This window comes from Serratia sp. MF1(2023), from assembly GCF_030954545.1.
Classification (GTDB): Bacteria; Pseudomonadota; Gammaproteobacteria; order Enterobacterales; family Enterobacteriaceae; genus Serratia; species Serratia sarumanii.
In genome coordinates this window covers 73,714-94,778 of sequence record NZ_JAVHUX010000050.1, presented here as the reverse complement: position 1 = coordinate 94,778, position 21,065 = coordinate 73,714, and the positions used below count along the sequence as shown (strand labels likewise).

The 21,065-nt window shown below is 63.2% G+C and carries 17 protein-coding genes and 1 riboswitch; of the genes, 5 read left to right on the top strand and 12 right to left on the bottom strand.

Going from position 1 to position 21,065, the window contains the following annotated elements:
• Nucleotides 1–136: 136 nt before the first annotated feature.
• A complete protein-coding gene (gene djlA / locus REA38_RS24165) occupies nucleotides 137–958 on the top strand; it encodes a co-chaperone DjlA (RefSeq protein WP_033637079.1) in 822 nt (273 codons plus the stop codon).
• A gap of 142 nt (nucleotides 959–1,100) precedes the next feature.
• Here djlA and rluA read toward each other — a convergent pair whose 3' ends face one another.
• From rluA to REA38_RS24150, 3 genes are all read right to left on the bottom strand, one after another.
• Nucleotides 1,101–1,751, bottom strand: a complete 651-nt coding sequence (gene rluA / locus REA38_RS24160; RefSeq protein ID WP_308886775.1) for a bifunctional tRNA pseudouridine(32) synthase/23S rRNA pseudouridine(746) synthase RluA — start codon at nucleotides 1,749–1,751, stop codon at nucleotides 1,101–1,103.
• Nucleotides 1,752–1,808: 57 nt separating this feature from the next.
• Nucleotides 1,809–4,715, bottom strand: coding sequence for an RNA polymerase-associated protein RapA (rapA, locus tag REA38_RS24155; RefSeq protein WP_070915012.1), 2,907 nt, complete (start codon nucleotides 4,713–4,715; stop codon nucleotides 1,809–1,811).
• A gap of 246 nt (nucleotides 4,716–4,961) precedes the next feature.
• Nucleotides 4,962–7,328: a DNA polymerase II gene (locus REA38_RS24150; protein WP_308886773.1), complete on the bottom strand. Its 2,367-nt coding sequence runs from the start codon at nucleotides 7,326–7,328 to the stop codon at nucleotides 4,962–4,964.
• A 214-nt stretch (nucleotides 7,329–7,542) separates the two neighbouring features.
• Between REA38_RS24150 and REA38_RS24145 the strand changes: the two genes are divergently transcribed.
• Nucleotides 7,543–8,313: a DedA family protein gene (locus REA38_RS24145; protein ID WP_033637083.1), complete on the top strand. Its 771-nt coding sequence runs from the start codon at nucleotides 7,543–7,545 to the stop codon at nucleotides 8,311–8,313.
• A gap of 26 nt (nucleotides 8,314–8,339) precedes the next feature.
• On the opposite strand, the gene ilvN is transcribed toward REA38_RS24145, so the two are convergent.
• The 7 genes from ilvN to sgrR form a co-directional block, all read right to left on the bottom strand.
• Entirely contained in the window at nucleotides 8,340–8,633 is a 294-nt protein-coding gene (ilvN, locus tag REA38_RS24140) for an acetolactate synthase small subunit (RefSeq protein ID WP_016929110.1), read from the bottom strand.
• 3 nt (nucleotides 8,634–8,636) lie between these two features.
• Nucleotides 8,637–10,331 carry an acetolactate synthase large subunit gene (gene ilvB / locus REA38_RS24135; RefSeq protein WP_060388135.1) on the bottom strand — a complete coding sequence of 565 codons (1,695 nt, stop codon included), beginning with the start codon at nucleotides 10,329–10,331 and terminating at the stop codon, nucleotides 8,637–8,639.
• A gap of 111 nt (nucleotides 10,332–10,442) precedes the next feature.
• Nucleotides 10,443–10,556, bottom strand: coding sequence for an ilvB operon leader peptide IvbL (ivbL, locus tag REA38_RS24130; RefSeq protein ID WP_154747116.1), 114 nt, complete (start codon nucleotides 10,554–10,556; stop codon nucleotides 10,443–10,445).
• 88 nt (nucleotides 10,557–10,644) lie between these two features.
• Nucleotides 10,645–11,349, bottom strand: a complete 705-nt coding sequence (gene thiQ, locus REA38_RS24125) for a thiamine ABC transporter ATP-binding protein ThiQ (protein ID WP_308886770.1) — start codon at nucleotides 11,347–11,349, stop codon at nucleotides 10,645–10,647.
• A complete protein-coding gene (gene thiP / locus REA38_RS24120) occupies nucleotides 11,336–12,943 on the bottom strand; it encodes a thiamine/thiamine pyrophosphate ABC transporter permease ThiP (protein ID WP_308886768.1) in 1,608 nt (535 codons plus the stop codon). The genes thiQ and thiP overlap by 14 nt, the downstream gene beginning before the upstream one ends.
• Nucleotides 12,919–13,905, bottom strand: coding sequence for a thiamine ABC transporter substrate binding subunit (gene thiB / locus REA38_RS24115; RefSeq protein WP_049196034.1), 987 nt, complete (start codon nucleotides 13,903–13,905; stop codon nucleotides 12,919–12,921). The genes thiP and thiB overlap by 25 nt, the downstream gene beginning before the upstream one ends.
• A gap of 57 nt (nucleotides 13,906–13,962) precedes the next feature.
• A riboswitch (TPP riboswitch) is annotated at nucleotides 13,963–14,081 on the bottom strand.
• Between the two features lie 37 nt (nucleotides 14,082–14,118).
• Nucleotides 14,119–15,780 carry an HTH-type transcriptional regulator SgrR gene (sgrR, locus tag REA38_RS24110; RefSeq protein WP_308886767.1) on the bottom strand — a complete coding sequence of 554 codons (1,662 nt, stop codon included), beginning with the start codon at nucleotides 15,778–15,780 and terminating at the stop codon, nucleotides 14,119–14,121.
• Between the two features lie 88 nt (nucleotides 15,781–15,868).
• On the opposite strand from sgrR, the gene sgrT reads away from it, so the two are divergent.
• The 3 genes from sgrT (at nucleotide 15,869) to REA38_RS24095 (ending at nucleotide 19,013) form a co-directional block, all read left to right on the top strand.
• Nucleotides 15,869–16,045 (top strand): glucose uptake inhibitor SgrT, encoded by a 177-nt coding sequence (gene sgrT, locus REA38_RS24105; protein ID WP_170310358.1) that lies wholly within the window; start codon nucleotides 15,869–15,871, stop codon nucleotides 16,043–16,045.
• Nucleotides 16,046–16,199: 154 nt separating this feature from the next.
• Nucleotides 16,200–17,396 carry a sugar efflux transporter gene (locus tag REA38_RS24100; protein ID WP_033637091.1) on the top strand — a complete coding sequence of 399 codons (1,197 nt, stop codon included), beginning with the start codon at nucleotides 16,200–16,202 and terminating at the stop codon, nucleotides 17,394–17,396.
• Nucleotides 17,397–17,540: 144 nt separating this feature from the next.
• Nucleotides 17,541–19,013: a DASS family sodium-coupled anion symporter gene (locus REA38_RS24095; RefSeq protein WP_033649188.1), complete on the top strand. Its 1,473-nt coding sequence runs from the start codon at nucleotides 17,541–17,543 to the stop codon at nucleotides 19,011–19,013.
• A 38-nt stretch (nucleotides 19,014–19,051) separates the two neighbouring features.
• On the opposite strand, the gene leuD is transcribed toward REA38_RS24095, so the two are convergent.
• Together leuD and leuC are read right to left on the bottom strand one after the other, a co-directional pair.
• The gene (gene leuD / locus REA38_RS24090; RefSeq protein WP_308886764.1) at nucleotides 19,052–19,654 is read right to left on the bottom strand and encodes a 3-isopropylmalate dehydratase small subunit; all 603 of its coding nucleotides are present in this window, start codon (nucleotides 19,652–19,654) and stop codon (nucleotides 19,052–19,054) included.
• Between the two features lie 9 nt (nucleotides 19,655–19,663).
• Nucleotides 19,664–21,064 (bottom strand): 3-isopropylmalate dehydratase large subunit, encoded by a 1,401-nt coding sequence (gene leuC, locus REA38_RS24085; protein ID WP_033637093.1) that lies wholly within the window; start codon nucleotides 21,062–21,064, stop codon nucleotides 19,664–19,666.
• Nucleotide 21,065: the final 1 nt, after the last annotated feature.

The following is a 21,065-nucleotide window of genomic DNA, read 5'->3' as shown; positions in this document are numbered from 1 at the left end:
CAGCCGTTTACTTGCGTCGTCGTTAGGCGCAAAGATAAATGACAGGTATGATAATCCAAATTCTGGGAAAAATCGCCTGCGCCCTTTCCTGAAGCGAAGGGGGCGGGCGGCTTTCGGCATGATAATTGAGGAGTATATGCAGTATTGGGGAAAACTGCTCGGCGTCATCGTCGCCATTTGGTCTGGCGCGGGATTCTGGGGTGTAGTTCTGGGGCTGATTATCGGTCATATGATCGATACGGCGCGCAGCAATAAGCGCAGCCGGGGTTTCTTCACCGACCAGCAAACGCGGCAAACGCTGTTTTTCCGCACCACTTTTCAGGTGATGGGCCACCTGACCAAATCCAAAGGACGCGTTACCGAGGCAGATATCCAGATCGCCAGCCTGTTCATGGATCGCCTGCAGCTGCACGGCGAAGCGCGCACCGCGGCGCAGCAGGCGTTCCGCGAGGGGAAACAGAGCCAGTTCCCGCTGCGTGAGACGCTGCAGCAGTTCCGCAGCATCTGTTTTGGCCGCTTCGATTTGATTCGGATGTTTCTGGAAATTCAGATTCAGGCGGCGTTCGCCGACGGCTCGCTGCACCCGAATGAACGCCAGGTGCTGTATGTCATCGCCGAAGAGCTGGGCATTTCGCATGCGCAGTTCGATCAGTTTCTCAGCATGATGGAGGGCGGGCGTCAGTTCGGCGGCGGTCAGCAGGGCGGGTATTCGCAGGGCGGCTATCAGCAGGCTCAGCGCGGCCCGACGCTCGACGATGCGTGCAAGGTGCTCGGCGTGCGCAGCAGCGACGATGCCGCCACCATCAAACGCGCCTACCGCAAATTAATGAGCGAACACCATCCGGATAAGCTGGTGGCGAAGGGCTTGCCGCCGCAGATGATGGAAATGGCCAAGCAGAAAGCGCAGGAAATTCAGGCGGCGTACGATCTGATCAAACGCGAGAAAGGCTTCAAATAACGATACCCGTCATACTTCGAGCTGCAGGTGTGTTGGCTGCCTGCGCTTACCCCGGTTACGTACTTTTTGTACGCTCCCGGGGCAGCGCTTAGTTGCCGTCTTCCTGCAACTCGAATTATTTAGGGTATCCCTGAGATTAGCCTCAGAAATCCGGTTCGGCGCGAAAGTGCATCGGCGTCTGGAAGGCGGGGTGGGTGATGCGCAGCTCTTGCGCATGCAGCTGCAGCCGCGGCGCCATCGCCTTGGCCTCCGGTGGGGCGTAGAAACCGTCGCCGAGGATCGGATGCCCCAGCGCCAGCATGTGCACCCGCAGCTGGTGCGAGCGGCCGGTGATCGGCGTCAGCTTTACGCGCGTGCTGCCGTCGGCGTCGCGCGACAGCACCTGATACTCCGTCTGCGCCGCTTTGCCGGTGTCAAAACACACCTTTTGCAGCGGCCGGTTCGGCCAGTCGCAGATCAGCGGCAAGTCCACCAACCCTTCGTCATGCGCCATATGCCCCCAAACGCGGGCGATATAGGATTTCTTCGGTTCGCGTTCGCGGAACTGACGCTTCAGCTCGCGCTCGGCGGCCTTGTTGAGCGCCACCACGATCACCCCGCTGGTGGCCATGTCCAGCCGGTGCACCGACTCGGCGTCCGGATGATCGGCCTGAATGCGGGTCATCAGGCTGTCTTTGTTTTCCGGCGCGCGGCCGGGCACCGACAGCAAGCCACTGGGCTTGTTAACCACCATGATGTGTTCATCCTGATACAGGATGTGCAGCGGGTCCTGCGGGGGATTGTAGGGTTCCATCTTGGCTCCGCGAAAAGGGCCGAACGGGGAGGCGGTTGCCGCCCCGCGTCGCGCCGGTTACTGGTGGGTGACCACCACCAGACGAATGGCGTCAAGACGCCAGCCGGCTTCATTAAGGTTGGCCAGCACCTGACGGCGGTTGAACTCCAGCGCTTCGACTTCGTCGTCGCGGATGTTCGGGTTGACCGCCTTCAGCGCTTCCAGACGCGCCAGCTCGGCGCTCAGCTTGTCGTCCGCCTCTTGCTTCGCCTGTTCGATAAGCGTGCGCGCCTGCGCTTCCACCAGGCTTTCCGCCTGCTGCAGCATGGCGTGCACGTCTTGCTGCACGGCGTTGACCAGCTTGCTGGAGGTGTGGCGGTTGACCGCGTTCAGCTGGCGGTTGAAGCTTTCGAACTCGACCTGCGCCGCCAGATTGGTGCCCTTGCGATCCATCAGCATGCGGATTGGCGTCGGCGGCAGGAAGCGGGTCAGCTGCAGGTGCTTCGGCGCCTGAGCCTCCACCACGTACACCAGCTCAACCAACAGGGTGCCGACCGGCAACGCTTTGTTTTTCAACAGGGACACCGCGCAGCTGCCGGTATCGCCGGACAGGATCAGATCCAGGCCGTTGCGGATGATCGGGTGCTCCCAACTGACGAACTGCGCGTCTTCGCGCGACAGCGCCCGATCGCGATCGAAGGTGACGGTGCAGCCGTCCTGCGGCAGGCCCGGGAAGTCCGGCACCAGCATATGGTCGGACGGCGTCAGCACGATCAGGTTGTCGCTGCGGTCTTCCTGGTTGATGCCGACGATGTCGAACAGGTTGAGCGCGAAGCCCACCAGATTGACGTCGTTATCCTGCTCGGCGATGGCGGCGGCCAGCGCCTGGGCTTTGTCGCCGCCGTTGGAGTGCATCTCCAGCAGGCGGTCGCGGCCCTGTTCCAGCTGCGCTTTCAACTGATCGTGCTGCTGGCGGCAGGCGTGGATGAATTCGTCGAAGCCTTCCTGTTCGGTCGGCGCGGCCAGATAGCCGATCAACTGCTCGTAGCAGCTGTCGTAGATGGTGCGGCCGGTCGGGCAGGTGTGTTCGAAGGCATCCAGCCCCTCGTGGAACCAGCGGCCCAGCACCGCCTGCGCGGTGTGTTCCAGGTAAGGCACCATGATTTGGATATCGTGCATCTGGCCGATACGGTCCAGACGGCCGATACGCTGCTCCAGCAGGTCCGGGTTGAACGGCAGATCGAACATCACCAGCTGGCTGGCGAACTGGAAGTTGCGGCCTTCGGAGCCGATCTCGGAACACAGCAGCACCTGCGCGCCTTCCTCTTCGGAGGCGAAGTAGGCGGCGGCGCGGTCGCGCTCGATGATCGACAGCCCTTCGTGGAACACCGCGGCGCGGATCGCTTCACGCTCGCGCAGCACCTGCTCCAGCTGCAGCGCGGTGTCGGCCTTGGCGCAGATCACCAGCACTTTTTCGTTGCGGTTGGCCAGCAGGTAGTCCAGCAGCCACTCGACGCGGGGGTCGAAGTTCCACCAGGTGGCGTTTTCGCCTTCGAATTCCTGGTAGATCTGCTCCGGGTACAGCATGTCGCGCGCGCGCGCTTCGACGGACTTCTTGGCGCCCATGATGCCGGAGACTTTGATCGCGGTCTGGTACTGGGTCGGCAACGGCAGCTTGATCTGGTGCAGGTTGCGGTGCGGGAAGCCCTTCACGCCGTTACGGGTGTTGCGGAACAGCACGCGGCTGGTACCGTGGCGATCCATCAGCATGGAAACCAGCTCCTGACGCGCCTGCTCGGCGTTGTCGCCTTCGCTGTTGGCGGCTTTGAGCAGCGGTTCGATGTCCTGCTCGTCGATCAGCTCGCCCAGCAGGTTCAATTTGTCGTCGGCCAGGCGCTCACCGCTCAGCAGCAGGGTGACGGCGTCGGCCACCGGGCGGTATTTCTGCTGCTCGGCGACGAACTCGCCGTAGTCGTGGAAACGGTTTGGATCGAGCAGGCGCAGGCGCGCGAAGTGGCTCTGTTGGCCAAGCTGTTCCGGGGTGGCGGTCAGCAGCAGCACGCCGGGGATATGCTCGGCCAATTGCTCGATCACCTGATATTCGCGGCTCGGCGCTTCTTCGCTCCAAGCCAGGTGGTGCGCTTCGTCGACCACCAGCAGATCCCACTGGGCGTCCGCCAGCTCTTCCAGGCGCTGCTTGTTGCGGCGCACGAAGTCCAGCGAGCAGATCACCAGCTGTTCGGTTTCGAACGGGTTGCTGCTGTCGAGCTTGGCTTCGGCGTAGCGGCTGTCGTCGAACAGCGAGAAGTAGAGGTTGAAGCGGCGCATCATCTCCACCAGCCACTGGTGCTGCAACGTTTCCGGCACCACGATCAGCACGCGCTCGGCGCGGCCCGCCAGCAGCTGCTGGTGGATGATCATGCCGGCTTCGATGGTTTTGCCGAGGCCGACTTCGTCCGCCAGCAGCACGCGCGGCGCATGGCGCTGGCCGACTTCATGGGCGATGTGCAGCTGGTGCGGGATCAGGCTGGCGCGCATGCCGCGCAGGCCGGCGAACGGCAGGCGATACTGCTCGCTCTGGTACTTGCGCGCGCGAAAACGCAGCGCGAAACGGTCCATGCGGTCAATTTGGCCGGCGAACAGGCGATCCTGCGGCTTGCTGAAGGTCAGCTTGCTGTCCAGCAGGACTTCGCGCATCGCCACGCCGCTCTCCTGGGTGTCCTGGCGGGTGCCGATATAGGTCAACAGACCGTTTTCCTCTTTCACCTCTTCCACCTGCAGCTGCCATCCTTCGTGGCTGCTGACGGTATCGCCCGGGTTGAACATCACGCGGGTGATCGGCGAATCGTTTCTGGCATAGAGGCGGTTTTCACCGGTGGCGGGGAAAAGCAGGGTAATCATGCGCGCGTCCAGCGCCACGACGGTGCCCAGTCCTAATTCGCTTTCCGTGTCGCTGATCCAGCGTTGACCAAGAGTAAAAGGCATATATTGTCGGCTCGATTCTTTGTAAGTAAGTCTTGTTACCGGGCGGGAAGGGCCGCGGCACCTGTACTGAACGTCTGCTATCCCGGTTTGTTTTAAATTTGACGGGCAATAGCCGTTCACGCCATGCAGACGTCGCGAGACGGCAGGGCTAAGCGTGGTTCAGTTTTGGGAAGGGCGCTATGGTAATGGAAGGCGGCGCGTTCGTCACCTGCAAAACCGGATGATTTTTCTTAACCTGGCGCAATCTCAAAACAGCCCCATCTGCCCGGTGACCAGCGTGGTGAAATCGTCGTGCAAGAAAGGGAGTATAGCGTCTGCCACCGGTTGCAGCTGGCGTTCGAGGTAATGCTGATAGTCGATGGGCGAATGGCGCGTTTCCAGCGGTTCCGGCCCGGCGACGGTCATCACGTAGCTGATCCAGCCGCCGTTCTGATACTGCAGCGGCCGCCCCTGGCTGCGGTTGTAGTCGTCGGCGATGCGCGCGGCGCGGGCGTGCGGCGGCACGTTGCGCTGATAGTCGTCGAGTTTCCTGCGCAGGCGTTTGCGGTACACCAGCTGATCGTCGAAGTCGCCGTTCAGGGTTTTGCCGACGTAGTCGCGCACATAGTCCTGGTAGGGTTGCCGTTTGAAGATGCGCTGATAGAGCTGCTGCTGGAACTGCTGCGCCAGCGGCGTCCAGTCGGTGCGCACCGTTTCCAGGCCTTTGTACACCATCTCTTCCTCGCCGCCGGCGCGCGCAATCAGGCCGGCGTAGCGCTTCTTGCTGCCCTGTTCGGCGCCGCGAATGGTCGGCATCAGGAAGCGGGAATAGTGGGTTTCGAACTCCAGCTCCAGCGCGTTCTCCAGCCCGAACTGCTGCTGCAGATGCTGCTGCCACCAGGCGTTGACCCGCAGCACCAGCGCCCGGCCGATCTGCGCCGCCTGCTGCTCGTCATGCGGCTGTTTCAGCCACACGAAGGTGGAGTCGGTATCGCCGTAAATCACCTTATAACCTTCGGCTTCGATCAGCTCGCGGGTTTGGCGCATGATCTCGTGGCCGCGCAGGGTGATCGACGACGCCAGCCGCGGATCGAAGAAGCGGCAGCCGCTCGATCCCAGCACGCCGTACAGCGCGTTCATGATGATCTTCAGCGCCTGCGACAGGGGCTTGTTGTGTTGGCGCTTGGCGGCCTCGCGCCCTTGCCAGATCTGCTCGACGATCGCCGGCAGGCAGTGTTTGCTGCGCGAGAAGCGGGCGTTGCGAAAGCCGGGCACGGAATCGGCGTCGTTTGGGTGGCGCATGCCTTCCACCAGTCCGACCGGATCGATCAGGAAGGTGCGGATGATCGACGGGTACAGGCTTTTATAGTCCAGCACCAGCACCGAATCGTACAGGCCGGGCCGGGAGTCCATCACGAAGCCGCCGGGGCTGTGTTCCTCCGGCTGTTCGCCGAGGTTGGGGGCGACAAAGCCCAGGCGGTGCATGCGCGGCATATAAAGGTGGCTGAAGGCCGCCACCGATCCGCCGCTGCGATCGGCCGCCAGCCCGGTGACGGTGGCGCGTTCCAGCAGGAAGTTGAGCAAATCGGCCTTGGCGAAGATGCGCGTCACCAGCTCGCAGTCCTTCAGGTTGTAGCGGGCCAGCGCCGGCTTGTCTTCGGCGAAGCGCCGGTCGATCTCCGCCATGCGTTGATAAGGGTTGTCGATCGCCTTGCCTTCACCCAGCAGTTCCTGCGAAACGTATTCCAGGCTGAAGGAGGGAAAATTCCAGGTGGCGGACTTCAGCGCTTCGATGCCGTCGATGATCAGGCGGCCGGCGGCGGCGGCGAAAAAGTGGTTCTGTTTGAAGCCGTGCTCGCGCCACTCCAGCAGGTTGCCGCCGCGCCCCAGCCGCAGCGGGATTTGGTAGCGTTCGGCGTGCTTTTGCAGCACCCGCAGATCGAACTGCACCAGGTTCCAGCCGATGATGGCGTCGGGATCGTGGCGCTCCAGCCACGCGTTGAGTCGTTCCAGCAGTTGGGGGCGGCTGGCGCAGTATTCCAGATCGAAATCCAGCGGCGCATCGCCGCCGTTGGCCGGCCCCAGCATGTAGACCTGCCGCTGGCCGCAGCCTTCCAGCGCGATGGAGTAAAGCTCGCCGTGGGCGGTGGTTTCGATATCCAGCGACACCAGCCTGAGCGTCGGGCGGTAGTCCGGCGCCGGCTTCATCTGGCCATTGAGCAACGGCCCGCCGCCGTTGGCCTGGCCGTTGAACCACACCGGCGCGGTGATGAAGCGCTCCATCAGATAGCGCTCGGGCGGGCGAATGTCGGCCTCGTAGACCGTAACGCCGCCTTCCCGCAGCAGTTTTTCCAGCTTGATGAGCTGACGGTGCTGGCGGCAGTACAGCCCCAGCATCGGGCGGTGATGAAAATCCGTCAGTGCCAGCGGTTTTAGTTCCACCTGCCGTTCTTCGCGCAGCAGCAGTTCCGCGCGCGGCTTTTGTTCGGCGGGGATAAACGCCACCGAGATTTGCGGCGGCAAGCGCAGCTGACGCGGGCCCGCGTCGGTCGCCAGCCAAAATTCGACCTCGGTGCCGGCGGGCGTGTCGCGCCAGTGGCGAGTGAGCAGGAAACCCTGTTGCAGTGCTGTCATAACCCCTTCGTCTTCGGCCGGGCGGCGTGCGCGACATTCAGCGAGATGTCGGTTTTGGCGCTAATATAGATAAATTATAGTATGTGTTTTTATACAGTCATTGTCCATCGGCGTTCGGCGCTGCCAAATACGCATACAATTCATCGATTGACTCGCCAGCGGCGGCGCTGGAAAATCCTCGGCCCCGTTTGGCCGAATAATCCGCAGAGGTGTAATGGAAGCCTATTTACAAGATTTGATCACCCAGTCGCTGGCTTTCACCCTGATGGTCGTCCTGCTGGTCGCTTTTCTCGAGTCGCTGGCGCTGGTGGGGCTGCTGCTGCCCGGCACGGTGATGATGGCCAGCATCGGCGCGCTGATCGGCAGCGGCAAGGTGGACTTCTACTACGCCTGGGCGGCGGGGATCGTCGGCTGCCTGCTCGGCGACTGGATCTCTTATTTCGTCGGCCGCGCCTTCAAGGGGCCCTTGCACCGCTGGTCGTTCCTGAAGAAGAACAAAGCGCTGCTCGACAAAACCGAGCACGCCTTGCACCAGCACAGCATGGCGACCATTCTGATCGGCCGCTTCGTTGGCCCGACGCGCCCGCTGGTGCCGATGGTGGCCGGCATGCTCGATCTGCCGCCGTACAAGTTTGCCTTGCCGAACATCATCGGTTGCCTGACCTGGCCGCCGGTCTATTTCTTCCCCGGTATCCTGGCGGGCGTGGCGATCGACATTCCCGCCGGCGCCAACAGCGCGATGTTCAAGTGGCTGCTGCTCGCCGCGGCGCTCACGATCTGGCTGGCTGTGTGGCTGAGCTGGCGCTGGTGGCGTGAGGATAAGCGCAGCGCCGATCGGCTGAGCCGTTGGCTGACGCCGCTGCGGCTGCGCGTGGTTTGCGGATTGAGCTGGCTGGCGGCGCTGGCGGTCGGTTATCTGCTGAGCCAGCAGCCCTTGATGCCGGTGTATCGGCACCTGCTGTGGCAGGTGCTGTCCGGGCAATGATTGCGGGGGCGTAAGCCCCCTTCGTATTACTGAAAGAACGCTTCCAGCTGTTCAAATACCCGCACGTCTTCGCTGTGGCGCTTCACCTGCAGCACGTCTTCCAGCTTTTCCACCTGGCTGATCATTTGCTCCAGCCGCTGATCGTCGGCGACCAGTAGCCAAATGCGGCTCTGCTGGCCGTCCTTCAGCGGCAGACACAGAATGCCTTCGACGTTGAACGCGCGGCGAGCGAACAGCCCGCAAACGTGCGACATGACACCGGGATGGTTGCGCACGGCCAGCTCCAGGATCACCTGGGGTTTATCTTGTGGTTGCAGCATGGCTTATTCTCCAATCATGTCGATGTTGGCGGCGCCCGGCGGCACCATCGGGAACACTTTTTCGTTGATATCGATCAGCGCGTGGATCAGGCAGGGACCCGGGCGTTGGATCGCTTCGGCCAGCGCCGCCTGCGGATCTTCCGCGGCGTTCAAATCGCAGGTATCCAGCCCGAATCCGGCGGCGATCTTCAGGAAGTCGGTGCGCTTCGGATAGGCGGCGGCGAAGATGCGCTGCTGGTAGAACAGGGTTTGCTGCTGGTGCACCAGCCCCAGCGCCTGGTTGTTCATCAAAATGATTTTCACGTCCAGATCGTGTTCGACGGCGGTGGCCATTTCCTGAATGTTCATCATCAGGCTGCCGTCGCCGGAGAAGCACAGCACTTTACGCTCGGGCTCTGCCAGCGCCGCGCCGATCGCCGCCGGCAGACCGAAGCCCATGGTGCCCAGGCCGCCCGACGTCAGCCACTGGCGCGGCCGGCTCAGCGGATAGGCCTGCGCCACCCACATCTGATGCTGGCCCACGTCGGTGGTGATAATGGCGCTGTCGTCCACGCAGCGCGCGGCGGCCAGAACCAGGCCGTAATGGCTCAGCGGATCGTCGGCGTTCGGCATGTTGAACGGGAACTCGCGCTTCAGGTCGTTGACGGTGCTCAGCCACGCGCTGCGCGGCTGCGTGTCGATCTGCGGCAGCAGCTGTTGCAGTACCTGGCCGACGTCGGCATGGATCGCCACGTTGGCCTGCTTGACCTTGCCCAGCTCGGCGCGGTCGATATCCACGTGAATGATGGCGGCGTTAGGGCAGAACTGCTCGGTTTTGCCGATTGCCCGATCGTCGAAGCGTGCGCCCAGCACGATCAGCAGATCGGCCTCCTGCAGAATGAAGTTGGTGCTGCGCGCCGCGTGCATGCCCAGCATGCCCAGCGACAGCGGGTGTTCCACCGGCATCGCCCCCAGCGCCATCAGCGTCATGGTGGTAGGCAGACCGGCGCGTTCGGCCAGTTCCAGCGCCTGCCGGTGAGCCTCGGCGCAGATGATGCCGCCGCCCAGGTAGAGGATCGGGCGTTTCGCCTGGTTGATCATCGCGGCGGCCTGCGCAACCAGCGCCGGATCGAAGGTTGGGGCGGCGTCCGGCACGGCGATCGGCGGCAGCTCTTCCAGGGTGATGGTGGCGGTTTGCACATCTTTCGGCACATCGATCCAGACCGGGCCGGGGCGGCCGGATTCGGCGATGCGGAACGCGTCGCCGATCACCTGCGGCAGCTCGCGGATATCGCGCACCAGATGGTTGTGCTTGGTGATCGGAATGGAAATGCCGTAGGTGTCCACCTCCTGGAAGGCGTCGGTGCCGATCATTGAGGAGGGCACCTGACCGGTGATGCACACCAGCGGAATGGAGTCGAGCTTGGCGTCGGCGATGGCGGTGACCAGGTTGGTGGCGCCCGGCCCGCTGGAGGCGATGCACACCGCCGCTTTGCCGTTGGCGCGCGCCATGCCCTGCGCCATAAAGCCCGCGCCCTGTTCGTGGCGCGCCAGCACGTGGTGAATGCGGGTGCTTTGGCTCAGCGCGTCATACAGCGGCAGCGCGGCGCCGCCGGGGATGCCGGCGACGGTGGTGATGCCCTGCCGCTCCAGCAGATGAACGATCAATTGTGCGCCGGTGAAGCTGGTGCCCGGTTGAGGCGTGCCCGAAGTTGCCATGTTCCTGTCCTTTCTCAAGGCCGGTGAGCTTTGCTGGGCAGGGTGCTAAAACAAGAAACCCCGCCCGGTTTGCGCCGGCGGGGTTTGGGAATCGATGCGTTGATTCGGACCCTACGGCGCATTGCCGACGACCACCACCACACGCACGACGACCACCGCGGCTGGTAGCGCGGTAACTAGTAGGGTCGAAGTCAGCGAGGATGCGATCACAGGGAACCTTATCATCAGTAAAAAGAGTCAGGTTTTTATAAAAACACAGGCGCAAAATTCGCACAACAGGTTTATTGGCGCAGCATAAAAAACGCGCGTCAGATCACGCTTTACCCGAAATGCCCAGCACGCGCGCTTCGGGCGCGCTGCCGTCCAGCAGCGCCTGCGTCGGGCCGTCGTAATAGATGCGGCCGTCGACCACCAGCAGCGTGCGCGGGGCGATGCGCGCCGCGTCGTCGAGGTTGTGCGACACCATCAGCAGCGTCAGGTTGCGCTGTTCGCACACCGTCTGCAGCAGCTGCAGCATCTCGTTGCGCAGCGCCGGATCGAGCGCCGAGAAGGGCTCGTCGAGCAGCAGGATCGGCCGTTGGCGAATCAAACAGCGCGCCAGCGCGGCGCGCTGACGCTGGCCGCCGGAAAGCTGCGACGGCAGGCGATCCAGGTGCTCTTCCAGGCCGACCTGACGAGCGATATGCGCCCGCTGTTGGCGCTGCTGTTCAGTCAAGCGCAGACCGGGATCCAACCCCAGCCCGATGTTCTGCGCTACCGTCAGGTGCGCGAACAGGTTGTTTTCCTGAAACAGCATCGACACTGGCCGTTTGGCCGGCGGTGTGGCGGTGTGGTCTTCGCCGTTCAGCAGCAGCCGGCCGCTGGCCGCCGGCAGAAAACCGGCGATCAGGCTCAGCAGGGTGCTTTTACCGGCGCCGCTGGGGCCGAGCACCGCGACGCGCTCGCCCGGCTGGATGCGCAGATCAAAGCGCATCGGCAGGTGTTCATACAGATAGGTCAGTTTTTCAAGCGTCAGCATGGCGCCCCGGTAAGCGTTCGATCAGGGTAAACAACAGGAAGCACAACAGCAGCAACAGCAGCGCGGTCACCGCCCCGTCGTTGCTGCGGTAGGCGCCAATCTGCTGATACAGGTAAAAAGGCAGGGTACGGAAATGCTCGTTGCCAAACAAGGCGACCACGCCGAAATCGCCGATCGACAGCACGCAGGCGAAGGCCAGCGCCTGCGCCAGCGGGCGGCGCAGCGCGCGCAGTTCGATCAGCCGCAGCCGTTGCCAGCCGTGGATATCCAGCGACAGGCACAGTGGATTGTAACGTTCGGCGAGGTCGCGCATCGGGTTCTCCAACACCTTCAGCGCATAGGGCACCGCCATCAGCGCATTGGTGAGGATCACCAGCGCATAGGGTGACTGCGGCAGCCCGATCGTATCGCTCAGCAGCAGGAAGAAGCCGGTGGCCAGCACGATACCCGGCATCGCCAGGATCACCATGCCGCTCAGCTCCAGCGCCTGGCCGCCGCGCAGATGCTGCCGCAGCTTCAGCTCGCGGCTGCTCCACAGCAGCATCATCGTGAGCGCCACGCACAGTAGCCCGGCGCCGAGGGCGATGCGCAGCGACGTGAACAGCGCCTGCCACAGCACCGGCTGGCGCAGCACGCTGACGATAGCCTGATTGGCGCCGTCGGCGATCACCGCCAGCAGAGGCGGCAATAACAGCAACAGCGCGGCGGCGATCAGCAGAAAATCGCCGACGCGCCGCCACAGGCTGTCTTCCGGGTTGCGCCAGCGCTGGGCGTGGGTATGGCCCACCGGCAGCGCCTGGCTCAGCCGCTGGCTGAGCAACACCAGCCCCAGACAACAGCTTAACTGGATCAGCGCCAGCATGGCGGCGCGACCCAGATCGTAGTCGTAACTCAGCGCCTGGTAGATCGCCAGTTCGATGGTGGTGGCCTGCGGCCCGCCGCCCAGCGACAGCACGGTGGCGAAGCTGGCGAAGCACAGCATGAAGATCAACGCGCCGCTCGGCAGGATCTGGCGGCGCAGCGCCGGCCATTCGACGAAGCGGAACTGCTGCCAGCCGTTCATGCCCAGCTGGGCGGCCAGCTGGCGCTGCTCCACCGGAATGTTCTCCAGCGCCTGCAGCAACAGGCGGGTGGCCAGCGGCAGGTTAAAGAACAGGTGCGCCAGCAGAATGCCCTGCAGGCCGTAGGGCGAAAAGCCATACTCGACGCCCAGCCAGCCGCACAGCGTCGCCAGCCAGCCCTGGCGCCCATAGACGCTGAGCAGGCCGAACACCGCCACCAGCACCGGCAGCACCAGCGTCATGGCGCACAGCCGCAGCAGCAGCTGCCGGCCGGGGAAACGGCGGCGATAGAGCGCGCGTGCCAGCAGAACGGCGGGCAGCACCGAAATCAGCGCCGACAGCAGCGCCTGCCAGAAGGTGAATCGCACCACGTGCCACAGGTAGCTGTCCTGCCACAGGCCGCGCCAGTCGCTGCCCGGCGCGTGACGCCACAGCGAGCCCATCGCCAGCGCGGCGACCAGCAGGATCACGCCGGCGGCCAGCAGCCCCGGCCAGAGCCAGCGGGGTATCAGCGGCTGACGGCGGTTTGCCATGCCCGGATCCAGCCGCCGCGTTGTTTGGCCACCTCTTCGGCGCTGTATTGCAGCGCGGTCTGCGGCACGCTCATCTGCTCAAAGCCGACGGGCAGTGGGGTGTTGATCACCGGGTACATCCAGTTGCCGGTCGGGATGGTGTTCTGGAACGCCGGCGTCACCATGAACTGCATGAAGCGCTCCGCCAGCTCAGGCTGTTTGGCGGCCTTCAGCTTGCCCGCCACTTCCACCTGCAGGTAGTGCCCTTCGCTGAACGTGGCGGCGGCGTAGAGATCTTTTTTCTCTTCGATCAGGTGATAGGCGGGAGAGGTGGTGTAGCTGAGCACCAGATCGCCTTCGCCTTTCAGGAACAGGCCGTAGGCTTCGCTCCAGCCTTTGGTGACGGTGACGGTCTTCTTCGCCAACTGCTGCCAGGCGGCCGGCGCCTTGTCGCCATACACTTTTTGCATCCACAGCAGCAGGCCGAGGCCCGGCGTGCTGGTGCGCGGATCTTCGTAGATCACTTTCCAGTTGCGATCGCTGCTGACCAGCTCCTGCAGGCTTTTCGGCGGGTTCTTCAGTTTTTCTTTGTTGTAGACGAAGGCGAAGTAACCGTAGTCGTAAGGCACGAAGGTCGCGTCCTGCCAGCCGCCCGGCACCGTCAGTTTGGCGGTGTCGACGCCGCTCGGCGCGAACAGGCCGGTTTGCTGCGCCGCCTGCAACAGGTTGTTGTCCAGCCCCAGCACCACGTCGGCGGCGCTGTTCTTGCCTTCCATGCGCAGGCGGTTCAGCAGCGAGACGCCGTCTTCCAGCGCGACGAACTTCAATTCACAGTCGCACTCGGCTTCGAAGGCTTTTTTCACCGCCGGGCCGGGGCCCCAGTCGGCGGCGAAGGAATCGTAGGTGTAAACCGTCAGCGTCGGCTTGGCGAACACCGGCGCGGCGCACAGCAGCAATAAGCAGGGCAGATATGTTTTGACCACGTTGCACTCCTGAAAAATAAGGGGGCAAGGGCATCTGAGGGGGCGAGGCGGCGTCGCCGGTTCGCTGGGCTCAAATCCCTCCGCCGGTATTGACCGGATCAGGTTCGACGGGTGTGCTCTCAGCGGAAAATCGGGCTTATCACGCGGCCCGACTTACCGCACCCCGTTGAGACGGCGCTATTGTAAAGATTAACCGACCCGGGCGAAAGGCGCTTATGCCTCCGGCGGGGCAAACCAGGCGGACTTGAAGTCAAACCAGCCGAGGGTGTTCATCCGCACGCCGCGCATGCTGCGCTGGCCGTGCAACTGCAGCCAGTGGTGGAACAGCGGATGCAGCTGGTGGTTGCTGACCAGACGCTGGCAGAACTCCGCCAGCGGCAAGCGGTTGGCGCGCCACAGCGCCGCGTCCTGCGCCAGATCTTCGTTCATGCAGTGCTGCACCAGCGGCAGTTCGTACAGCGTGGCGAACAGCGAAAACTCCAGCGGCAGATAGAAGTTGGCGCTGCCGAGCCACAGATCGCTGCGCGCGTCGCCCTGGTGCCAGGTGGCGTAATCCACGCTTTGCACAATCAGGCGGATGCCGTGCTGCGCCAGCAGCGGTTCGATCGCCTGGCGAATGGCGTGAAACTCCGAATGCTCATTGAAGTGGGTCATCGTCAGTTCGGTCAGGCCCGCGGGCTTGGACTGCTGCGCCAGCGTGCGGTTGTGGTGCCAGCGCGGCAGCAGGCCGTACGCCGGCGACCAATAGCGCTGGTAGAGCGGCCCGGCGTGGCTCAGCAGCGAAATGGGGTTGATCAATTCGCACAGCCAGCTGCGAATGGCGGGATCGGCGGCCAGCGGGGAGCGCTGATCGAACAGCAGGAAATAGCAGCCCTCTTCCAGCCGGCTTTCCAGCTCGCTGTTGCCGGTTTCATCGCCCTGCAGCTGCACGCCGGAGTGCACCAGCTCTTCGGAAAACTCCGGCAGCACCCAGATGTTCACCTCGTCGATCAGCGCCCGGTAGCCGAAATAGTCGTCGAAGGCGTGGATCTTCATCTGGCTGGGATGGTTGCGCACCATGCGGTAGGGGCCGGTGCCGACCGGATGGCGGGCGAAATCAGGCAGTTCGCGCCATTCGCGCGGCAGGATCATGGCCTGCACGCTGCCCAGCAGCCAGGGCAGCCAGTGGTCGGGGCTGCGCAGCTGCACGTCGATCACGAACGGCGTCGGCGAGGTGACGCTCTCGATATGCGAGAACAGCGGTTGCGAGGTCAGACGTGAGAGGGAAGTGATGACGTCCGCCATCTCCAGCTCGCGGCCGTGATGAAAATGGATCGCCGGGCGCAGGTAAAACCGCCAGTGCAGCGGCGTCAGCGCCTGCCAATGGTGGGACAGATCGGACTCGAGTTCCCCGTTTTCCTCATTTATGCGCGTCAGGCCGTTGAAGATCTGGCGCGCCAAATGGGTTTCCGAACGCCGCAGCGCCGAGCCGGGCAGCAGGTTGTACAGCTGCCGGTAGTAGAGCACCCGCAGGATATGTTTCCCCTGGCGGAAGCTGCGCCCCAGCTGCGACAGCAGCATCTGGCGCACCACGTTTTTGTCGCCCACCAGCTGCACCAACTGATCGATGCGGTCCTGTTCCAACAGCTCCTCGGCCCGCTGTTGCTGCAGCGCCAGGCCGGTGTAGTGGAAGGTTAGCCGCGAACGTTTGCCGCGCCCCGACTCCGCCTGCCAGGTGAGCCAGCCCTCTCGCTGCATGGCGCTCAGCAGGGATCGCACGTGGCGCCGCGAGCAGCTCAGCACCTCCGCCAGATCCTGCAGCGTGGTGTCGGTGGTTTCACCGTGGCAGCGCTGCCACAGGCGGATGAACTGCTGCTGCAATCGGGACGTGGACATAAAAGAGGAACGCTCCTGCCTCAACTCGTCAATTTTTCTTTCCCTATATTACGCCGATAATTTTCATCAATGAAAGGGGGAGGGCGTAATGATGAAAGCTTTCTTATCCAGACAGTTCTACCAGCGCTATTTCAGCGCGGTGCGCCGCCAGCGCGCAGACTGGCTGAGCGTGGTGCCCGAGCAGGCGCGGCTGGCGATGCTGGCGCACCTGACGCAATGGGACATCAAAGAGATGACCGATAAGCAGTATCGCGAGCACCTGTAGGGGCTCCGGCAACCAATTTCTGAGTAATGGTGCTGTTTCACCAGCCAGTGGGGCGACCCACTGGTTTTTTTATGCGTGGTCATGGCAATGCGCTTGCATTTTTCTCGCCGTGGCCTAAGGTTCTTTTTTCTGCTTTGAGGTCAGGGAAGACGATATGCAACGCCTGAGCCGGTTGTCACAGCGCATCAATCCCATCTTTGCCGCATTCCTGCTGATTGCTTTTCTTTCTGGCATCGCCGGCGCGTTGCTGACGCCGACGCTCAGCCTGTTTCTGACCACCGAGGTCAAGGTGCGGCCGCTGTGGGTCGGGCTGTTTTACACCGCCAACGCGGTGGCCGGCATCGTCGTCAGTTTTCTGCTGGCCAAACGCTCCGATACCCGCGGCGATCGGCGCAGGCTGATCCTGCTGTGCTGCCTGATGGCGGTCGGCAACTGTCTGCTGTTTGCCTTTAACCGCGACTACCTGACGCTAATCACCGCCGGGGTGCTGATGTCCGCCGTTGCCAACACCGCCATGCCGCAGATTTTCGCGCTGGCGCGGGAATACGCCGACAGCGAGGCGCGTGAAGTGGTGATGTTCAGCTCGGTGATGCGCGCCCAGCTTTCGCTGGCGTGGGTGATCGGCCCGCCGCTGTCGTTTGCGCTGGCGCTCAGCTACGGGTTCACCGTGATGTTCCTGATCGCCGCCGCCACCTTCGCGGTCTGCGTGCTGCTGGTAGGATTCATGCTGCCTTCGGTGCCGCGCGCGGCGGATGGCGAAGGGTTGCGGGAAGGCGCTTCCGCGCCGATTGCGCCCGCCAGCGCCTGGCGCAATCGCGATGTGCGGCTGCTGTTCATCGCCTCGATGCTGATGTGGACCTGCAATACCTTGTACATCATCGATATGCCGCTGTATATCACCGCCGATCTCGGCCTGCCGGAAGGGCTGGCCGGGGTGCTGATGGGCACCGCCGCCGGGTTGGAGATCCCGGCGATGCTGTTGGCCGGTTATTACGTCCAACGCTTCGGCAAACGCAACATGATGCTGCTGGCGGTGGCGGCGGGCCTGCTGTTTTATCTCGGGCTGACGGTGTTGGAGAGCAAGCCGGCCCTGATCGCGCTGCAGTTGCTCAACGCGGTGTTTATCGGCATCGTCGCCGGTATCGGCATGCTCTATTTTCAGGATTTGATGCCGGGCCGGCCGGGCGCCGCCACCACGCTGTTCACCAACAGCATATCTACCGGGGTGATCCTGGCCGGGGTGCTGCAGGGCGCGCTGGTGGAGAATTTCGGTCATGGCTCGGTGTATTGGATGGCGGCGCTGTTGGCGCTGGCGGCGCTCGGGATGAGCGCCAAAGTGCGTGAAGTGTGAGGTCAAACGACGGCATTCTTGATGCAAGTCATTGAGAAGGCTGAACCGGACGCCCAAGCTGAAGACATATGGCGCGCGATCGTTGCGCCCACGCCCATCTCGCTATTGAGATGCCGCCTTGTCGTTTAGAACAGTGGGAACGTTATGGATAAACTCACACCGCTCAAACCGCTTCCTTCCCTGTGCGCCCTTGCCGCCACGCTAATTATCTGGTTCCTCATTCCCGTGCCGGAGGGCGTCGCGCCTAATGCCTGGCAGCTGCTGGCGCTGTTTATCGGCACCATCATCGCCATCATCGGCAAGGCGATGCCGATCGGCGCAGTCTCGGTGATCGCCATCGCCCTGGTGGCGGTGACCGGCGTCACCAATCCCGGCAAGCCGGGCGCCGCGCTGGACGACGCGCTCAGCGGCTTTTCCAACCAGCTGATCTGGCTGATCGGCTTTTCGATCATGATCTCTCTCAGCCTGAATAAAACCGGGCTGGGCGCGCGCATCGGCTATTACTTTATTTCGCTGTTCGGCAAAAAAACGCTGGGCATCGCCTATGCGCTGACGCTGGCGGAAACCACGCTGGCGCCGGTGACGCCGAGCAACACCGCGCGCGGCGGCGGCATCATTCACCCGATCATGAAGTCGATCGCCGACAGCTTCGGCTCCAAACCCGAGCTCAATACCTCCGGCAAAATCGGCCGCTACCTGTCGCTGGTGAACTACAACATCAACCCGGTCACCTCGGCGATGTTTATCACCGCTACCGCGCCTAACCCGCTGATTGTCAGCCTGATCGCCAAAGGCACACACGGCAGCTTCGAGCTGTCCTGGTCGATGTGGGCAGTCGCCGCTCTGGTGCCGGGACTGTGCTCGCTGATCGTGATGCCGCTGGTCATCTATCTGCTGTATCCGCCGGAGGTGAAAAGTACCCCGGACGCGCCGCGCTTCGCGCGCGAAAAACTGCAGGCGCTGGGGCCGGTAACGCTGCCGGAGAAAATCACCCTCGGGGTGTTCGCGCTGTTGCTGGTGCTGTGGGCCGGCATTCCGGCGATGATCTTCGGCCCGGCGCTGGCGGTCAATCCCACCACCGCGGCGCTGATCGGCCTGGCGGTGCTGCTGGCCACCGGGGTGCTGAGTTGGGAGGATGTGCTCAAGCATAAAGGTGCCTGGGACACCGTGGTGTGGTTCTCGGCGCTGGTGATGATGGCCAGCTTCCTCGGCAAGCTGGGGCTGATCGGCTGGCTGTCGCAAACCGTGGGCAACGGCATCGACCATATGGGCATGAGCTGGGTGGGCGGCACGATCTTGCTGACCCTCATCTATTTGTATTCGCACTATTTCTTCGCCAGCACCACCGCGCACGTGACGGCGATGTTCGCCGCCTTCTTCGCCGCCGGCATCGCGCTCGGCGCGCCACCGGCGCTGCTGGGCCTGATCCTGGCGTTCTCTTCCTCGCTGATGATGTCGCTGACGCATTACGGCACCGGCACCGCGCCGATCGTCTTCGGCTCCGGCTACGTGACGCTGGGGGAATGGTGGAAAGCGGGATGGGTGATGAGCGTGGTTAACCTGCTGATCTGGATAGTGATCGGCGGAGCATGGTGGAAGCTGCTGGGCTACTGGTGAGGAAAAAAACTCACCCGCCGGGCGGCGGGTGAAGGGGATTAATTCAAAAACGCCGGCTGCTGCGCTTCGTAGCGGGAGATGTCCGCTTCGTGCTGCAGCGTCAGGCCGATGCTGTCCAGCCCGTTGATCATGCAGTGGCGGCGGAAGCTGTCGATTTCGAACGGATAGCTTTTGCCGCCGGCGTTGACCGTCTGGTTCTCCAGATCCACCACGAACTCCGTTCCCTCGTTGGCGTCCACCAGCTTGAACAGCTCATCCACCTGCTGTTCGCTCAGCGTCACCGGCAACAGCTGGTTGTTGAACGAGTTGCCGTAAAAGATATCGGCGAAGCTCGGCGCGATCACCACTTTGAATCCGTAATCGGTCAGCGCCCAGGGCGCGTGTTCGCGCGAGGAGCCGCAGCCGAAGTTCTCGCGCGCCAACAGGATGCTGGCGCCTTTATAGCGCAGTTTGTTCAGCACGAATTCCGGGTTCGGCTGCTGGCCGGCGTCGTCGAGGAAGCGCCAGTCGTTGAACAGGTGCTGGCCGAAGCCGGTGCGGGTGACCTTCTGTAAAAACTGCTTGGGAATAATGGCGTCGGTGTCGACGTTGGCCGCATCCAAAGGCACCACTAAGCCGGTATGTTGAGTAAATTTAGCCACGTTAGCCCCTTAGTGAATATCACGGATGTCGGCGAAGTGACCGGCAACGGCGGCCGCGGCGGCCATCGCCGGGCTGACCAGGTGGGTGCGCCCACCGCGGCCCTGACGCCCTTCGAAGTTACGGTTGCTGGTGGATGCGCAGCGCTCGCCCGGATTCAGACGGTCGTTGTTCATCGCCAGACACATCGAGCAGCCCGGCAAACGCCATTCGAAACCGGCTTCGATAAAGATTTTGTCCAACCCTTCGGCTTCCGCCTGGGCCTTCACCGGGCCGGAGCCCGGCACCACGATGGCCTGCACGCCGCTGGCGACCTTGCGCCCCTTGGCGATCGCCGCCGCCGCGCGCAGATCTTCGATGCGCGAGTTGGTGCAGGAGCCGATGAACACTTTGTCGATCGGCACGTCGGTCAATTTGATGCCCGGTTTCAAGTCCATGTAGGCCAAGGCTTTTTCCGCGGAGGCGCGCTCGACCGGATCGCTGAACGATTCCGGCGCCGGGATCGCCTGATTGACGGCGATCACCTGGCCGGGGTTGGTGCCCCAGGTGACCTGCGGCGCGATCTCTTCGGCGCGCAGCGTCACCACGGTATCGAATTGGGCGTCGGCATCGGACTTCAGCGTGCGCCAATAGGCGACCGCCTGCTCCCAATTTTCGCCGGTTGGCGCGAACTGACGCCCCTTCAGGTAGGCGAAGGTGGTGTCGTCCGGCGCGACCAACCCGGCCTTGGCGCCCATTTCGATCGCCATGTTGCACAGGGTCATGCGGCCTTCCATGCTCAACGCTTCGATCGCCTTGCCGCAGAACTCCACCACGTGGCCGGTGCCGCCGGCGCTGCCGGTTTTGCCGATCACCGCCAGCACGATGTCTTTGGCGGTAATGCCCTCGGCGGCGTCGCCGGTGACCTCAATCTTCATGGTCTTGGCGCGGCCCTGCTTCAGGGTCTGGGTCGCCAGCACGTGTTCCACTTCGGAGGTGCCGATGCCGAACGCCAGCGAGCCGAAAGCGCCGTGGGTGGCGGTGTGCGAGTCGCCGCAGACGATGGTCATGCCCGGCAGCGTCATGCCTTGCTCAGGCCCGATCACGTGCACGATGCCCTGGAACGGGTGGTTCAGGTCATACAGCGAAACGCCGAATTCCGCGCAGTTCTTGATCAGCTCCTGCATCTGGATGCGCGCCATCTCGCCGCTGGCGTTGATGTCTTTGGTCTGGGTCGACACGTTGTGATCCATGGTGGCGAAGGTTTTGCCGGGCTGGCGCACCTTGCGGCCCATGGCGCGCAGGCCGTCGAACGCCTGCGGCGAAGTGACTTCGTGCACCAGGTGACGGTCGATATACAGCAACGGCGTTTCGTTCGGCGCTTCGTGCACTACGTGGGCGTCGTACAGCTTCTGGTATAAGGTCTTGGCCATG